Annotated in this window: 16 protein-coding genes; 12 read left to right on the top strand and 4 right to left on the bottom strand. The window is 49.1% G+C overall.

What is annotated here, in order from left to right; translation table 11 throughout:
* The first annotated feature begins 11 nt into the window (after nt 1-11).
* The 5 genes from DU481_RS08815 (at nt 12) to xth (ending at nt 5,245) form a co-directional block, all read left to right on the top strand.
* Complete coding sequence (locus DU481_RS08815; RefSeq protein ID WP_350133951.1) at nt 12-197, top strand: integrase core domain-containing protein; 186 nt, start codon at nt 12-14, stop codon at nt 195-197.
* 38 nt (nt 198-235) lie between these two features.
* A complete protein-coding gene (locus DU481_RS08820; RefSeq protein WP_502889931.1) occupies nt 236-610 on the top strand; it encodes an allophanate hydrolase-related protein in 375 nt (124 codons plus the stop codon).
* 197 nt (nt 611-807) lie between these two features.
* Nucleotides 808-2,730 carry a DNA repair helicase YoaA gene (yoaA, locus tag DU481_RS08825; RefSeq protein ID WP_350133845.1) on the top strand — a complete coding sequence of 641 codons (1,923 nt, stop codon included), beginning with the start codon at nt 808-810 and terminating at the stop codon, nt 2,728-2,730.
* 59 nt (nt 2,731-2,789) lie between these two features.
* Complete coding sequence (locus DU481_RS08830) at nt 2,790-4,475, top strand: hypothetical protein (protein ID WP_350133847.1); 1,686 nt, start codon at nt 2,790-2,792, stop codon at nt 4,473-4,475.
* Between the two features lie 2 nt (nt 4,476-4,477).
* Complete coding sequence (gene xth, locus DU481_RS08835) at nt 4,478-5,245, top strand: exodeoxyribonuclease III (protein ID WP_350133849.1); 768 nt, start codon at nt 4,478-4,480, stop codon at nt 5,243-5,245.
* Nucleotides 5,246-5,252: 7 nt separating this feature from the next.
* Here the strand turns inward: xth and DU481_RS08840 are convergent, their stop codons facing one another.
* The 3 genes from DU481_RS08840 to glnA form a co-directional block, all read right to left on the bottom strand.
* Complete coding sequence (locus DU481_RS08840; RefSeq protein WP_350133851.1) at nt 5,253-5,702, bottom strand: DUF4124 domain-containing protein; 450 nt, start codon at nt 5,700-5,702, stop codon at nt 5,253-5,255.
* Between the two features lie 37 nt (nt 5,703-5,739).
* On the bottom strand, nt 5,740-6,189 hold the full coding sequence (locus DU481_RS08845; RefSeq protein WP_350133853.1) for a DUF4124 domain-containing protein: 450 nt from the start codon (nt 6,187-6,189) through the stop codon (nt 5,740-5,742).
* Between the two features lie 172 nt (nt 6,190-6,361).
* Nucleotides 6,362-7,771, bottom strand: coding sequence for a type I glutamate--ammonia ligase (gene glnA / locus DU481_RS08850; RefSeq protein WP_090316785.1), 1,410 nt, complete (start codon nt 7,769-7,771; stop codon nt 6,362-6,364).
* 303 nt (nt 7,772-8,074) lie between these two features.
* On the opposite strand from glnA, the gene recQ reads away from it, so the two are divergent.
* Both recQ and DU481_RS08860 read left to right on the top strand, forming a co-directional pair.
* On the top strand, nt 8,075-9,895 hold the full coding sequence (gene recQ, locus DU481_RS08855) for a DNA helicase RecQ (protein ID WP_350133855.1): 1,821 nt from the start codon (nt 8,075-8,077) through the stop codon (nt 9,893-9,895).
* 86 nt (nt 9,896-9,981) lie between these two features.
* Entirely contained in the window at nt 9,982-10,167 is a 186-nt protein-coding gene (locus DU481_RS08860) for a membrane lipoprotein lipid attachment site-containing protein (protein ID WP_350133857.1), read from the top strand.
* 93 nt (nt 10,168-10,260) lie between these two features.
* Here the strand turns inward: DU481_RS08860 and DU481_RS08865 are convergent, their stop codons facing one another.
* Entirely contained in the window at nt 10,261-10,860 is a 600-nt protein-coding gene (locus DU481_RS08865) for an FxDxF family PEP-CTERM protein (protein ID WP_350133859.1), read from the bottom strand.
* Between the two features lie 477 nt (nt 10,861-11,337).
* Here DU481_RS08865 and DU481_RS08870 point away from each other — a divergent pair, with 477 nt between their 5' ends.
* Genes DU481_RS08870 through DU481_RS08890 form a run of 5 tightly spaced genes read left to right on the top strand, consistent with a single transcriptional unit; the run spans nt 11,338 to nt 14,792 of the window.
* Nucleotides 11,338-11,781: a hydrogenase maturation protease gene (locus tag DU481_RS08870; protein WP_350133861.1), complete on the top strand. Its 444-nt coding sequence runs from the start codon at nt 11,338-11,340 to the stop codon at nt 11,779-11,781.
* Complete coding sequence (locus DU481_RS08875) at nt 11,778-12,380, top strand: HupE/UreJ family protein (RefSeq protein ID WP_350133863.1); 603 nt, start codon at nt 11,778-11,780, stop codon at nt 12,378-12,380. The genes DU481_RS08870 and DU481_RS08875 overlap by 4 nt, the downstream gene beginning before the upstream one ends.
* Nucleotides 12,381-12,403: 23 nt before the next feature.
* A complete protein-coding gene (gene hypA / locus DU481_RS08880) occupies nt 12,404-12,745 on the top strand; it encodes a hydrogenase maturation nickel metallochaperone HypA (protein ID WP_350133865.1) in 342 nt (113 codons plus the stop codon).
* 12 nt (nt 12,746-12,757) lie between these two features.
* Entirely contained in the window at nt 12,758-13,678 is a 921-nt protein-coding gene (hypB, locus tag DU481_RS08885) for a hydrogenase nickel incorporation protein HypB (RefSeq protein WP_350133867.1), read from the top strand.
* A complete protein-coding gene (locus tag DU481_RS08890; RefSeq protein ID WP_350133869.1) occupies nt 13,599-14,792 on the top strand; it encodes a Kae1-like domain-containing protein in 1,194 nt (397 codons plus the stop codon). Before hypB ends, DU481_RS08890 begins: the two co-directional genes overlap by 80 nt.
* Nucleotides 14,793-14,813: the final 21 nt, after the last annotated feature.

Below are 14,813 nucleotides of genomic sequence, written 5' to 3' on the forward strand. Positions count from 1 at the left end.
CTGAGCGGGTTATCCGCACACTGATGGATATGTGGCACAGCAAGATTCACTTTAAAGACTGCGCCGATCGACGCATTCAGCTTCTCCGTTTCATTAATTTCTACAATACCGTTAAGCCTCATAAGAGTTTGAATAATGCCACCCCTTATGAAATACTCAACGCTTATTTCAATCAACCTCTCTGTAAACAACCCTGAGATTTCTTACAACTTAAGATATTAATAATCTAATAATTATGCAAATTAAGCTTGCCGTAAACGGTACGTTAATGAGAGGTTTGGCGTTAAACCACAATCTGCTGGAGTTGGGCGGTGCATTTGTGGAAGAAGCGCTAACCGCGCCTCTCTACCGTCTTTGGTCGATTAACGATCAGCATCCCGCCATGCAACGTTGCGCCAGCGGCGGGCAAATATCATTGGAAATATGGTCTATAGATTCATCCCATATCGGTGAATTATTAAGCCGTGAACCGGCCGGACTCTCGGTTGGAAAAATTCTCTTGGCTGACAACCGGGAAGTATTAGGAATCCTTGGAGAATCCTATCTTTGCGAAGGGATGCAAGAGATAACTCAATTTGGAGGATGGCGGGAATACAAGGGATTGCGTTAATTTCACTCTACGCAGACCTTGAATGATTCATCCTATTTGCATTATCTCCTTCATACTTCACGGCAAAACGAACATCGATCGCTAACCCGTGTGCATCGCAGTATAATGCGTTAAGTTTTTCTTGATCCATTCCCGAGAGTGGCGGTTCCATCAAAGCAGACTGCAAACTGATTCCGGATAGCCATTTTTCTGATTTTATGCTTGATATCAATGCCATTTTTGCGCCCGGCGGCGTGCTCTCCCAACACATTGCAGGTTTCCGCACGCGCACGCAGCAAGTGGAAATGGCGCAGGCGATCGCGGATACGATCGCCAAGCATCAAATTCTGGTGGCCGAAGCAGGAACCGGTACGGGCAAGACGTTCGCTTATCTCGCACCTGCATTACTGGCGGGCGGCAAGGTGATTATTTCGACCGGCACTAAAACATTGCAGGACCAATTATTCAACCGCGATATTCCGACCGTACGCGCGGCGCTGGGAATACCGGTCACAGTGGCTTTGCTGAAAGGGCGAGCAAATTATGTGTGCCACTACCATTTGGAAAGAAGCTTACAGGATACCCACCTCAGCTTTATCAACCGCGATGAAATTCACTATCTGCAACTGATCGAGCGTTATGCCAGCCGCAGTCAGAGCGGCGATAAAAGCGGTTTGAGCGAAGTGCCCGAAAATGCAGCGATCTGGCAAAACGTCACATCCACGCGCGACAGTTGCCTGGGCTCGGAATGTCCCAGTTACAAAAAATGTTTTGTCATGGAAGCACGCAAGCAAGCACTGACGGCGGATATCGTGGTGGTAAATCATCACTTGTTCTTCGCGGATGTGATGCTGCGAGATGAAGGATTGTCCGAGCTGCTGCCTGCCTGTAATACGGTTATTTTTGACGAGGCGCATCAATTGCCTGAAACCGCCAGTTTGTTTTTTGGCGAATCGATCAGTACCGGCCAATTGCTCGATTTGGCCCGCGATGCCAAAGTAGAAGCGGTTCAAGCCGCCGGGGATTTTACCGGATTGCCCGACGCGATCGCGGCAATGGAAAAAGCCGTGCGCGATTTACGCTTGACGATTGCGGAAGAAAATACGCGCTTGTCGCTGGCGGCCGCCATGCAAAATAGCGGTTTTAGTCAAGCGCTGGGCAATATGCTGGAAAAACTGACCACGCTGGTCAAGTTACTGGAAAGCCAGGCGGAGCGATCCGAAGGATTGGAGAATTGCCGCCAGCGCGCGGCGGCGCACTTGTATCTGCTGCAGCGCTGGCGCGATGAAACGGAAATGCAGGAGCATGTGCGCTGGGTCGAAGTCTATCACCACGCTTTACAGCTGAACGCCACGCCATTGTCGATCGCGGAAATTTTCCAAAGACAAATGGCTGCATCGCCGCGCGCTTGGATTTTTACTTCCGCGACTTTGTCAGTAAAAAAGGATTTCAGCCATTACAATAACGAAATGGGACTGACCGCGGCGCAAACGGCGTGCTGGGAAAGTCCGTTCGATTTCGCACAGCAGGCGTTATTGTACGTGCCGCCCGGCCTGCCGGAACCGCAGCAGAGGAATTACACCGATCAAGTGGTTCAGGCGGCGCTGCCGGTATTACGCGCGAGCCGTGGACGGGCCTTTTTCCTTTGCACCAGTTTACGTGCCATGCAGCGTGTGCACGAGTTGTTGCAAGCCACCGAGGATTTCGATTTCCCGTTGCTGCTGCAAGGACAAGGTTCCCGCTCCAATATGCTGGAGCGTTTTCGCGCATTGAAAAATGCGGTGCTCATTGGCAGTCAATCGTTCTGGGAAGGTATCGATGTACGCGGCGAAGCGTTGTCGCTGGTCATCATCGATAAACTGCCGTTTGCGCCGCCGGACGATCCGGTGTTGGCTGCGCGGATTGATAAAATGAACAATGAAGGACGCAATGCATTTATGGAATACCAATTGCCGCGCGCGGTCATTAATCTGAAACAAGGCGCCGGCCGGTTGATCCGCGATGAAGCGGACCGAGGGGTGCTGATGATTTGCGATCCGCGCTTGACTACGAAAGCCTATGGCAAACAAATATGGCAAAGTCTGCCGCCGATGAAACGTACACGCGATCTGGCGGAAGTCGAACGTTTCTTTGCTGTCTGAGATGCCTTCCCACGGCTGTTGCGCTGATTATCAAAATCCAATTATTGATTCGATTAAATATGAAAATTAATTTTGCCTTACGTTGGTTTGTTTTCTTTTTACTGGCACTGGTGCTTTCCGGCGCCAGCGCGAGCACATTGGAGATCCCATTGATTGCTACCGAAAGGGAGCTGCAAAAAGAACTGGCTGTTGAGAAGCTCAATGACATTATCAGCAGCATCAAACTGCGAAAAGATCAGGCGGAAGCAATGTCGAAGGCGTTGACGAAAGCCCGGACGGAGCAGGAGAAAAACAGAATTCAGGCGGAATTGACTGGATTAAACAATGCCATCGCGGAGCAGAAATCGTCATTCGAAATGATTCTGACGGCGGGCTTGGAGCTGAGCAAAGAAGAAGCGTCAGAAAAAAGAGAATTCGATTGGCAGAAAGATTTACTGGAAATCGTCCAACCGATCATGAGCGAATTGCGTCAATTGACCGAGAATAAGCGTAAAACGGATAGCCTGCAAAAGAAAATCGATTTCTATAAATCGCAAATCCGTGTCATCAATGAAGTACTTAAACATATTGGGGAAATCAATAAAGCCGGTTTTGAAAAAGAGGCTTTAACCGAGTTTGAGCGCATCAGCAAAAAATGGAACGATCAATTGCTGGAAAACCAGCATCTTCTGGAAGTTGCGCAATTACAACTCGAGGAGATGATTAAATCGCAATCCGCTAAAGAAATATCCTTGGGTGAGCATGTACAGCAATTTGCGGCGGGACGTGGCGCCACCTTGTTGATGGCGCTGACTGCTTTTATTTCCGTGTATTTCTCGATGCTATCGTTGCAGAAGCTGCTGCACTGGCTGAATCATCGCAAGAAAGAAGAAAGAAGAACCTATTATCAGCGCATCAGCACATTGTTTTATCATTTTCTGATGGCGGCGTTGTCGATCACAGCGGTGTTTTATGTGCTGAGTGTGCGTAACGACCAGGTGTTAATCGGTATTACCGTGTTACTGCTGCTGAGTATCATTTGGCTGCTGAAGAGTTCTATTCCAAGTTATATCAATGAGCTAAGGATACTATTGAATACCGGATCAGTCAGGGAAGGCGAATGCATCAACTATAATGGCATCCCGCTGCTGGTGGAAAGTTTGAATTATTACAGTAAGTTGACCAATCCCATGTTACCCGGATTGGAGCTGCGGCTCACTTTGGCGGAACTGGCCAATTATGTTTCGCGTCCGTACTCGGCAGACGAGCCCTGGTTTCCGTGCCAAAGGGGCGATTTCGTGATGCTTTCCGATAACACCTTTGCCATGGTGAAGTGCATTACTCTGGAAAGCATTGTGCTATCGCAGCCAAATGGCGTAATGCCGATTACGTATAGTATTGCCGATTTCTTGGCCGAGCAGCCTAAGAATTTTTCCCTGGGGTTTACTGTGATTAGCGATTTCGGTATCGATTACCAGCATCAATCGCAATGCACCACCGTAATCCCGGAAATATTATGTGCCGGTATCCACCGCGGCTTGCTGCTGGAATCCTTTGGTCATTCACTGAATAATTTAGTGGTGCATTTCGCTCATGCCAATACGTCGTCGCTGGATTACAAAATTGCCGCTACTTTCGATGGCACAGCCGCGGGAGATCTGTTCGCCATTAAGCGGGCGCTACAACGTTATGCGGTTGAAGTTTGCAATCAACAGCAGTGGGTCATACCGTTTAACCAGCTGGTTATTCATAACGCTAAGGATTAATCATGAAATTAGCAACCTGGAATGTAAATTCGCTCAAAGTAAGGCTGCCGCAGGTAATCGATTGGCTGCAAACGAACCAGCCGGATATGCTTTGTTTGCAGGAAACCAAATTATCCGATGAAAATTTTCCGGCTGCAGAAATTGCTGCGATCGGCTATGAATCGGTTTTTATTGGGCAGAAGACCTATAACGGAGTCGCGATTCTCAGCAAGCAAAAAGGAAGCGAAATTATTACCGCAATACCCGGGTTTGAAGACAAGCAGAAGCGCGTGGTGGCGGCAACCTATGGCGATGTGCGCGTCATTTCCGTGTATGTGCCGAACGGCGACACGGTCGAATCGGAAAAATATCAATACAAATTACGCTGGCTGCCCGCCTTGACCGGATGGTTACGACAGGAACTGAAGGATCATCAAAAACTGGCCATCCTGGGCGATTTTAATATCGCGCCGGAAGATCGCGATGTTTACGACCCGCAATTGTGGCAAGGTAAAGTATTGTGCAGCCAGCCCGAACGCGTGGCTTTCGGTGATCTGTTGCAACTGGGATTGACGGATAGCTTCCGTTTGTTTGAACAAGCGGAAAAATCGTATACCTGGTGGGATTACCGCATGATGGCTTTTCGCCTGAACCGGGGACTGCGCATCGACCATATTCTACTCAGCAATGCGCTCGCAAGTATCTGTACAAGCTGCACGGTTGATAAAGCGATACGCAAGCTGGAACGTCCTTCGGATCACGCGCCCGTTGTGGCCGAATTAACCGCCTGAGCCGGAATTACGGATTGTTGCGGGATACTTCCTGGAGTCCTTTTTTTAATGTCTCCAGATTCTTTTCCCGTGCGTCGATTTCTTCACGCATCCGCTCGACCCGGTTGAGATAGCGCTGGTAATTACGCTCGCTGCCCAAGCGATCCGGAGCGCCGTCTTTGTAATCGCTTTTTAATTCGCCCAAGCGTTTCTCTTCTTCCGTGATTCTGCTTTGTATTTTCTCGCGCTGTTCCTCGAGTTTCATCGCTTCGCGGCGTTTTGCGATTCTTTCTTCGACATCGCCGGAATCGACCGAAGGCACGACCACAATCGGCGGTAAGTCAATTTTTTTAGCGCTGCTCGATGGTACGTTGGAATAAGTCACGTTGCCACGCTCATCGACATGCTTATAAACACCGGCTTGTATCGAATAAGAAAAGAAAGCCAGAACAATCAACAAGAAATTATTTATTTTCATGCATCACCCTATGGACCGGTTGTGATTTTTAGAGCAGTTACAGCCTGGCGAGTTCTTTCTTTAAAGCGGTGATGTTTCTTTGATGCTGGAATAATTTATTTCTTAGCTGCACAACTTTTTCATGAGGATTACTTGCTTCAGCGGCATCGCCGAATTGATCGAGATGCGTTTGCGTATCGACGAAATGCTTTTCTTCGGCCGACAATTCCTTTTGCAGAATCTGGCGGCGTACCGTATCGCGTTCCTTTTGCGTTGTATCTTTTACACGGGGCGCATTTCCACTGGATTGTGACTTGGCCGGACCGGGTTCGGAATTTCTCGAATACGACGCAATGGATATTTTTTCCGAGTTAGGGATGCGGCGGTTGGTAAAAGTGATATTGCCGTCCTTATCAACATGCTTGTAGATGTTCGTTTCAGCAATGGCCTGCGATATAGAACTCAACAAAATAAGGGCGAATAGGATTAATAATGTTCCGGTTTTCATATTTTGCTAGAAGAATGTTGATCACAATTACCGCTACCCGATCAGTCTACCAATGATTTCTCTAACGAAAAGCAAAAAAAGAGCTAATAAATCCTGCTTATTGCGCTTTACGGTTCTATTTTTTCATGCCTACCGATTCCGTCACGATGGCCAAAATCAATTTCAATTAAATTTATAAGCTGTAATACATATCAAATTCAACCGGATGCGTCGTTGTGCGCAGCAAAATCACTTCGTCCATTTTCAGTTGAATATACGCATCAATGATGTCATTGGAGAAGACACCGCCGCGAATCAGAAAATCGCGGTCTTTATCCAGACAATCCAGCGCTTCATCCAATGACGCGCACACATTCGGCACTTTGGCGGCTTCTTCTGGCGGCAGATCGTACAGATTCTTATCCATCGGATCGCCCGGATGAATTTTGTTCTGAATGCCGTCGAGTCCAGCCATCATCAATGCGGTAAATGCCAGATACGGATTGGCAGTCGGATCGGGGAAACGGACTTCGATGCGCCGCCCCTTAGGGCTGCTGGTGTGCGGAATGCGAATAGAAGCCGAACGATTGCTGGCGGAATAAGCCAGGTTGACCGGTGCTTCATATCCGGCGACCAGGCGTTTGTATGAGTTGGTGCTGGGATTGCAAATGGCATTCAGCGCTTTGGCATGTTTCAGAATACCGCCGATGTAATACAGCGCGATCTCGGACAAGCCAGCGTAACCATTGCCGGAGAATAAATTCTTACCGTCTTTCCAGATGGATTGGTGCACATGCATGCCGGATCCGGCATCGCCCACGATCGGCTTGGGCATGAAAGTGGCTGTTTTGCCGTACGAATGCGCGACATTGTGAATGACATATTTGAGCACTTGATTCCAGTCCGCGCGTTTAACCAGGCTATTAAAGCGGGTGCCGATTTCACATTGACCGGCCGTGGCGACTTCATGATGATGCACTTCAACACCGATGCCCATGTCTTCCAATGTCAGGCACATTGCGGAACGGATGTCTTGCAGCGAATCGACCGGCGGTACGGGAAAGTAACCGCCTTTGATCGACGGGCGATGACCGATATTGCCGCTCTCGTATTTGATCGCAGAACTCCAGGCGGCTTCCTCGGATTCGATTTTGACCGAGCATCCCGACATGCCGGTATGCCAGCGCACCGAATCGAAAATAAAAAATTCCGGTTCCGGACCGAAATAAGCTACATCGCCGATACCGGTGGATTTTAAGTAAATTTCACCCCGCTTGGCCAATGAACGCGGATCGCGGCTATAGCCCTTGCCGTCTGCCGGCTCGACCACATCACAGGTCATCAGCAATGTCGGTTCATCCATGAAAGGATCCATATTGGCGGTATCCGGATCGGGGATCAGCAACATATCGGATGCTTGAATGCCTTTCCAGCCGCCTATCGATGAACCGTCAAAAGGATGGCCATCTTCAAATTTATCCGCATCGAAGGTATGCGCAGGTACGGTAACATGATGTTCTTTACCATTGGTATCGGTAAAGCGTAAATCAACAAATTTAACTTCATTGTCTTGAATCAATTTCAAAACATCATTTACCACCATTTTTTCTCTCCAGACTAGCGTGACAAATTGTATAAATAAAGATGCAATTAGATAGAATTATACCAGCACAATAACGCGAATGATTTGAAACGATGCACACGATTGCCATCAAACGGACTGACCCAGCAGAAACTTCCAAGTGTCAGGGTGTGCATTCTACTGTACTATCGCCGGTCAAGTCTTTACGATTCACACAACAGTAAGACGGAGCAATCGCTTAATTGTGCTGCTTATTCCCGTGAAATCAGAGAAATAGCGTTTCTTACCGAAGAAAATCAAGACCATGCAGTAGCCACACCCGGAATGTCCAACGCACTCAATATACTTAAAGAAGTTTTCGGCTATCCCGCATTTCGCGGGCAGCAAGCGGAAGTGATCGAACATATTGCCCATGGCGGTGATTGTTTGGTGCTGATGCCGACGGGCGGTGGTAAGTCGTTGTGTTACCAAATTCCGGCTTTATTGCGCGATGGCGTCGCCATCGTGGTGTCTCCGCTGATCGCTTTGATGCAAAATCAAGTAGCGGCGCTGCATGAATTAGGAGTGCGCGCGGCGGTTCTGAATTCCTCCTTATCGCAGCAAGCGGCTGCGGAAGTTGAACAAAAGCTTCTGGCGGGTGATTATGATTTGCTGTATGTCGCGCCGGAACGGTTGTTGACGGCGCGCTTTCTGAATCTGATCGCACGCATCCCAATCGCGTTGTTTGCCATCGACGAAGCGCATTGCGTTTCGCAATGGGGACATGATTTCCGTCCGGAATACATACAATTGTCGGTTTTGCACGAGCGTTTCCCGGAAGTGCCGCGCATTGCGCTAACCGCAACAGCCGACATGGATACCCGCAAGGAGATTATTGAGCGGCTGGGATTGGATGAAGCCAGGCTATTCGTTTCCAGCTTTGACCGCCAGAATATCCGCTATCAGATTATCGATAAAGCCAATAGCCGGGCACAACTACTGTCTTTTCTGCGCACGGAACATTCCGGCGATGCCGGTATCGTGTATTGCCTATCACGCAAAAAAGTCGAGGAAACAGCAGCGTGGCTGACCGCGCAGGGTTTGCGCGCGTTGCCATACCACGCCGGTATGGACATGCAAGAGCGCAGCCAGAATCAGGAAAGATTTCTGCGCGAAGAAGGTATTGTCATGGTTGCCACCATAGCTTTTGGCATGGGCATTGATAAGCCGGATGTGCGTTTCGTCGCGCACTTGGATTTGCCCAAAAGTATTGAAGGTTATTACCAGGAAACCGGCCGCGCCGGGCGCGACGGGCAAGCGGCCAATGCCTGGATGGTGTACGGTCTTGGCGATGTCATTCAGCAACGGCGCATGATCGAAGAGTCGGAAGCGCAGCTCAAATTTAAACAAGTTGCCGCACGCAAACTGGAAGCCATGCTGTCACTGTGCGAAACAACCACCTGCCGCCGCTTGCGTATGCTGAGTTATTTCGGTGAATCCACCGATGATATGGCGGCGTGCGGCAATTGCGATGTTTGTTTGAACCCGCCGCAAGTTTGGGATGCCACTGTAGAAGTGCAGAAAGCATTGTCGTGCGTTTACCGTGCCGGGCAAAATTTCGGCACGGGTCATTTGATCGATATTTTGCGCGGTAATCTGACCGAACGTGTCAAAGAATGGCATCACGACCGGTTGACTACGTTCGGCATCGGTAAAGAATTACCGGAAAAAACCTGGCGTGCGGTATTCCGTCAGATCATCGCACTGGGTCTGCTATCGGCAGACAGTGAAAGTCATGGCGCATTGCACCTGACTGAAGCAAGTCGCGCAGTGCTAAAGGGACAACAAACCGTGCAGTTGCGGCTGCAAACTCAGGCGGGACACGCATTTGAAAAACGGCCAAGCAGCGATTTGATGTTGCTGGATGCAACCGAACGGTATCTTTGGGAGCAGCTACGTGCATGGCGCGCGAAAATGGCTAAGGAGCATGGTGTGCCGGCGTATGTTATTTTTCACGATGCCACCTTGCGCGAACTGGCGCGGCAGTGTCCAAAAACGCAAGATGAATTACGTCAAGTCAGCGGTATCGGCGCGCGCAAGCTTGATAAATACGGCGGCTATCTGATTGAAATCCTTCGTAGTTGTGAGTCTGGGCTAAGACAGTAAACTACTTGTTTGAATATTTGGCGTTCTGTTATATACTCGAATCCCTAATTAAATTTGGGTATTTTAAAAAGAAAGGAACGATTAGAATGATGAAAAAATCAATTTTTGCTGCAACTTTATTAGTTTTCTTAGCTGCTTGTTCAAACGCAAATATGGGTGATCCTAATGCGAGCGCAGATGATTGTAAGTTTGGCGTGGGTGGTAATGGTGAATGCCTCAAAGAAGGACAAGATCCACGGCCTTTTGGTGGTACCAGCAAACCTGGGCACTAACCCTCAAGTATCAAAGCATCAAATAAAAAAACCGCCCGAAGTGGCGGTTTTTTTATGGCTAGGCAAACTGATGCACATCGTTCATCGGATACATCAAATTTGCTTGCGGCGCGCGTTATAACCTACTAGACCTAGCCCGACCAGTAATATCGCATAAGTATCAGGTTCTGGAACAGGGCTGATGGTATGGGAAAAAGAAGTGACCGAATGTGAATTGGGGCGTGGCGCTAGAGAACCCACCGAAAAAACCAGCTCACCCCGATTGAAATTAAGCCCCGCCCAATTCACATACAAATGGTTTGCATCAAAACTCAAGATGGGTGTGCCGCTTACCGCGGTATTTGAAACCAAGTTGAATGATCTAAACGGATTGATGCTCCCAGATACATCGCTAATAGCAAAGCCATTAAATGCAGTCGGCGAGAAATTACCGCCATGCGCGAAAGAAATCACAAATTTATCACCACTGAAGTCTATCGTACCGAAATCATCGACCACATTCGATATTTCCACACCGGTATCGACCAGATAATCACCATTTCCTGCCGAAGCATAGGGCGTACTCAAGTTCGGGAAATAGTACTGATAATTGACCGTGTGTCCATCAAAAACACCGGCATTAGCGATACTGGTAACTGAACCCAAACAAGCTGTAACAGAAACCGCTATCAATCGTAAATAACTCTGCATCATTTCACTCCTTTAAAATTTAACCTGCGCGCCAAACGATTCACTGATAAATCATGGTGCGTATGATGCAGTAAGCACTCTGAATTAAATAGGTAAAAGTGTCATGAAATTAATAAGATAAATGCACCAAAAGTGCCCTAGTCAGTTTGTAGTCGGGATTGACCGGGAGATGAGAGGCGGATGTCCCGGTTGGTAAAGCATTACAGCAAAGTTGAATTTGGTAAGTGACTTATTTATTACTGAAATCCGCAATGCTGAGAATAGAAGATGTACCGGTAAACAGGCTGCGTAATGAAGGTTTATTCATCCTGGGTGACACATCAATTTTGAGTAGAATCGGTAGTTGATCCACAGGTATCCAAAGAAAAATCATACTTTCTGTAAAACAGTGAATAAAATCACCATCACGGATCACAGGCAAGTTTTAATGAAACAATCTCACAGCAATAAAACCACTCAGCCAATGAACTCAAGCAGCACATGAATAAGCTATTGCTACTCGGCTATGGAAATCCAGGACGCGGGGACGATGCGTTAGGTCCCCTGTTGATCGAGCATATCGCTCAGTTACAATTGGCGGATGTCGCTTGCATCGTTGACATGCAATTGCTAATTGAGCATGCTGCCGATTTAACGGGCTTTGATCGGATTATATTTGTGGATGCGGATATGTCGTGCCAGGAACCTTTTGAGTTTTCAGCCGTAACTGCGGAAAAAGACGCCAGCTATACCAGCCATGCCTTAACACCGGCAGCAGTACTGTATGTTTACCAGCAAATCCATTCGCACGCCGCACCGTCTGCTTTTCTGCTGCGCATTCGCGGTTATCATTTTGAATTGGGTGATTATTTAAGCATTCAGGCCCATGAAAATCTGGCTGCCGCCATTTTAAAAATTCAGCAATGGATTCCACAGCAACAATGAAAAAACCGCTTCCGCCACTGAAATTTTTCCCGCTTTTATTGTTGATCGCACTATTGCTGATCACATCCCCACTGGTATTTGCACACACCGGCGATGGACCGCATAACGGCTGGTTACACGGATTCACGCATCCATTGAGCGGATTGGACCATATCCTGGCGATGGTTGCCATCGGTTTATGGGCCGCACAAGGGCATGGCCGTATTGTTTGGCTTTTTCCGCTGATTTTTGTCGTGGTGATGGGTTTAGGCGGTTTATTGGGCATGATTGCCCTGCCACTCGCTTTCGCGGAATACGGCATTATGTTTTCGCTGGTGATTCTGGGCGCACTACTCGCTTGGCGCAAACATTTATCCCTCAGTGTCAACGTGCTGCTGATCGGATTATTTGCGCTCAGCCATGGCTATGCGCATGGCAGCGAAATGCCATCCAGTATATCGCTGCCCTCCTACGCAGCGGGTTTTATGCTGGCGACGATGCTATTGCATCTATGCGGCATCGGCTTAGCCCTGTTGTGCAAAAAATTTGCCGGCACCCGGTGGATTCGCTTTAGCGGTATCATCATTGCCGGTTATGGCGGTTTTTTATTAATCCCGTAAGCCGCTGGATGATGAGGTAATACATGCATGAGCTATCGCTTGCCGAAAGTATCTTACAGCTCATCGAAGACGCCGCGATTGAACAAAAATTCACACAGGTCAAAACGGTATGGCTGGAAGTCGGCCAACTGGCTTGTGTCGAGCAGGAATCGCTGCGCTTCTTTTTTACTGTGGTAACGGAAGACAGTATCGTCCGGCAAGCCAAGCTGGAAATTATCGACATTGCAGGACAGGCTATATGTGATCAATGCCATCAAGTTATGATGATCACCACCTACCATCAGGTCTGTTCGCAGTGCGGCAGCTACGCGCTGCATGTCACGCAAGGGGATGGTATGCGCATCAAAGAACTGGAAGTGGAATAAAAGGAATCGATTATGTGTACAACTTGTGGTTGCGGCATCGGGCAGACGCGCATTAATGGTCAATCGATACAGCCGCGGCATCATTCAAATATCCGGCTTAACTATCGTCCGTTGCAATCCGCGCATGATCATGCGCATGAAAATGTAGCGGTACCCGTAACCGTGGATCACGCAGCGGATACGCTGCATTTTGGCACCGGCATCGCGGGTACGCACGCACCCGGGATGAGCCAATCCAGAATGGTTAAAATCGAACGCGACATTCTGACAAAAAATAACCAGTTTGCCGCCGGAAATCGCCAGTATTTAGCAGAGCACGGCATTTTCGCGCTGAATCTGGTGTCCAGTCCAGGTTCCGGCAAAACCACGTTGCTCGTTAAAACGATTGAAATGCTGCGCGACCGGTTCCCGATTGCTGTGATCGAAGGCGATCAGCAAACCGACCACGATGCCGCGCGTATCCGTGCAACCGGTGTTCCGGCATTGCAAATCAACACCGGCAAAGGCTGTCATTTGGATGCGCACATGATCGATCAAGCTTTGCAGCAACTGTCGATCCGGGATAACAGCCTGTTATTCATCGAGAATGTCGGCAATCTGGTGTGCCCATCCGGTTTTGATTTAGGCGAAGCGCACAAAGTGGTAATTCTGTCCGCCACTGAAGGTGAAGACAAACCGCTGAAATATCCCGATATGTTTCATGCCGCGGATTTGATGCTTCTGAATAAATGCGATTTGCTGCCCCACTTAACTTTTGACGTCGATCTGGCCATTGATTATGCGCACCGCGTTCATTCCGGATTACCCGTGATGCAAATTTCCGCCACGCAAGGCAGCGGCATGCAGGCATGGATTGATTGGATTTGCGCGTGGTGCCATCGCGCTGCAGCAGCAGGCCAATCTCTGCAACACATCGATCCCACGCTTGGTTAATCCACAGGGCACCACTATCGCGCTGGCCATTGGCGGCCCTTCCGTTCTAGCCTGTGGTGCCTGGCTAAAAAACACCATTTGTGTGACGCAAGGAAATAGCGCGCATCTCTCTCCGCTCATTGGCGACTTGGCAACGGTGGAAGCTCGTCAGCAATTGGATCGAACCGTGCAGCGCTTATGTCTGGATTATGCAATTCAACCGGAAATCGTTACGCACGACCTGCATCCGGATTTTTACAGCACACAATTTGCGCAAACATACGCCGGACAGCGGCATATTCCCGTATTGGCCGTGCAACATCATCATGCCCACATTGCCGCCATTTGCGCCGAACACCAATTGACCCAGCCGGTATTAGGTCTGGCGCTAGATGGTGTCGGCCTGGGAACGGACAACACACCTTGGGGCGGCGAGTTGCTATTGGTCGATGGCACTCGTTTTGACCGGCTGGGTCACCTAACGACTTTAGCTTTACCAGGTGGCGACCGCGCCGCACAGGAGCCGTGGCGCATGGCGGCGGCGGCATTATTCTGTCTAAATCGCGGCGCTGAAATTATCCCTCGTTTCCAGGATCAACCGGCAGCTGTAACGGTTGCGGCGATGCTGGCAAGAGATCTGAATTGCCCGCAAACGTCCAGCATGGGGCGTTTATTTGACGCAGCGGCCGGATTGCTGGGCGTTAATGCAATGCAATCGCACGAAGCGCAAGCCGCCATTCAATTGCAACAACTCGCTGAGCAACATGGAGAAACTGGTGTGCTGATGGATGGTTATCGCATCAGCGCTGATAATCAGCTGGATTTCTCGCCCTTACTGTCGGCACTGATCGATTGCCGTGATGCCGGACAAGATGTTACCTACGGCGCTGCGCTATTTCATGCCACACTGATTGCTGGATTGGCAGCGTGGATTGAATCAGCGGCCGAGCAACATAATATTGCACATGTGGCACTGGGCGGCGGGTGTTTTCATAACGCAATATTGCGGCACGGCTTGATCCGCCGCTTGACTGCATCGTCTCTGAAAATATTCAGCGCACGGCAAATGATGCCCGACGACAGCGCGATTGCGTTAGGTCAGGCATGGGTAGCATTGCAACACAACCGGTTATAATGACGGTTTCTTACAACTGAA

The sequence above is a fragment of the Nitrosomonas sp. genome (genome assembly GCF_040240425.1).
GTDB lineage: Bacteria > Pseudomonadota > Gammaproteobacteria > Burkholderiales > Nitrosomonadaceae > Nitrosomonas.

Excerpts from the sequence above, each read along its gene's own strand:
- DU481_RS08820 (WP_502889931.1), top strand. The coding sequence starts at position 236 with ATGCAAATTAAGCTTGCCGTAAACGGTACGTTAATGAGAGGTTTGGCG.
- yoaA (WP_350133845.1), top strand. The coding sequence starts at position 808 with ATGCTTGATATCAATGCCATTTTTGCGCCCGGCGGCGTGCTCTCCCAA.
- DU481_RS08830 (WP_350133847.1), top strand. The coding sequence starts at position 2,790 with ATGAAAATTAATTTTGCCTTACGTTGGTTTGTTTTCTTTTTACTGGCA.
- xth (WP_350133849.1), top strand. The coding sequence starts at position 4,478 with ATGAAATTAGCAACCTGGAATGTAAATTCGCTCAAAGTAAGGCTGCCG.
- DU481_RS08840 (WP_350133851.1), bottom strand. The coding sequence starts at position 5,702 with ATGAAAATAAATAATTTCTTGTTGATTGTTCTGGCTTTCTTTTCTTAT.
- DU481_RS08845 (WP_350133853.1), bottom strand. The coding sequence starts at position 6,189 with ATGAAAACCGGAACATTATTAATCCTATTCGCCCTTATTTTGTTGAGT.
- glnA (WP_090316785.1), bottom strand. The coding sequence starts at position 7,771 with ATGGTGGTAAATGATGTTTTGAAATTGATTCAAGACAATGAAGTTAAA.
- recQ (WP_350133855.1), top strand. The coding sequence starts at position 8,075 with ATGTCCAACGCACTCAATATACTTAAAGAAGTTTTCGGCTATCCCGCA.
- DU481_RS08860 (WP_350133857.1), top strand. The coding sequence starts at position 9,982 with ATGATGAAAAAATCAATTTTTGCTGCAACTTTATTAGTTTTCTTAGCT.
- DU481_RS08865 (WP_350133859.1), bottom strand. The coding sequence starts at position 10,860 with ATGATGCAGAGTTATTTACGATTGATAGCGGTTTCTGTTACAGCTTGT.
- DU481_RS08870 (WP_350133861.1), top strand. The coding sequence starts at position 11,338 with ATGAATAAGCTATTGCTACTCGGCTATGGAAATCCAGGACGCGGGGAC.
- DU481_RS08875 (WP_350133863.1), top strand. The coding sequence starts at position 11,778 with ATGAAAAAACCGCTTCCGCCACTGAAATTTTTCCCGCTTTTATTGTTG.
- hypA (WP_350133865.1), top strand. The coding sequence starts at position 12,404 with ATGCATGAGCTATCGCTTGCCGAAAGTATCTTACAGCTCATCGAAGAC.
- hypB (WP_350133867.1), top strand. The coding sequence starts at position 12,758 with ATGTGTACAACTTGTGGTTGCGGCATCGGGCAGACGCGCATTAATGGT.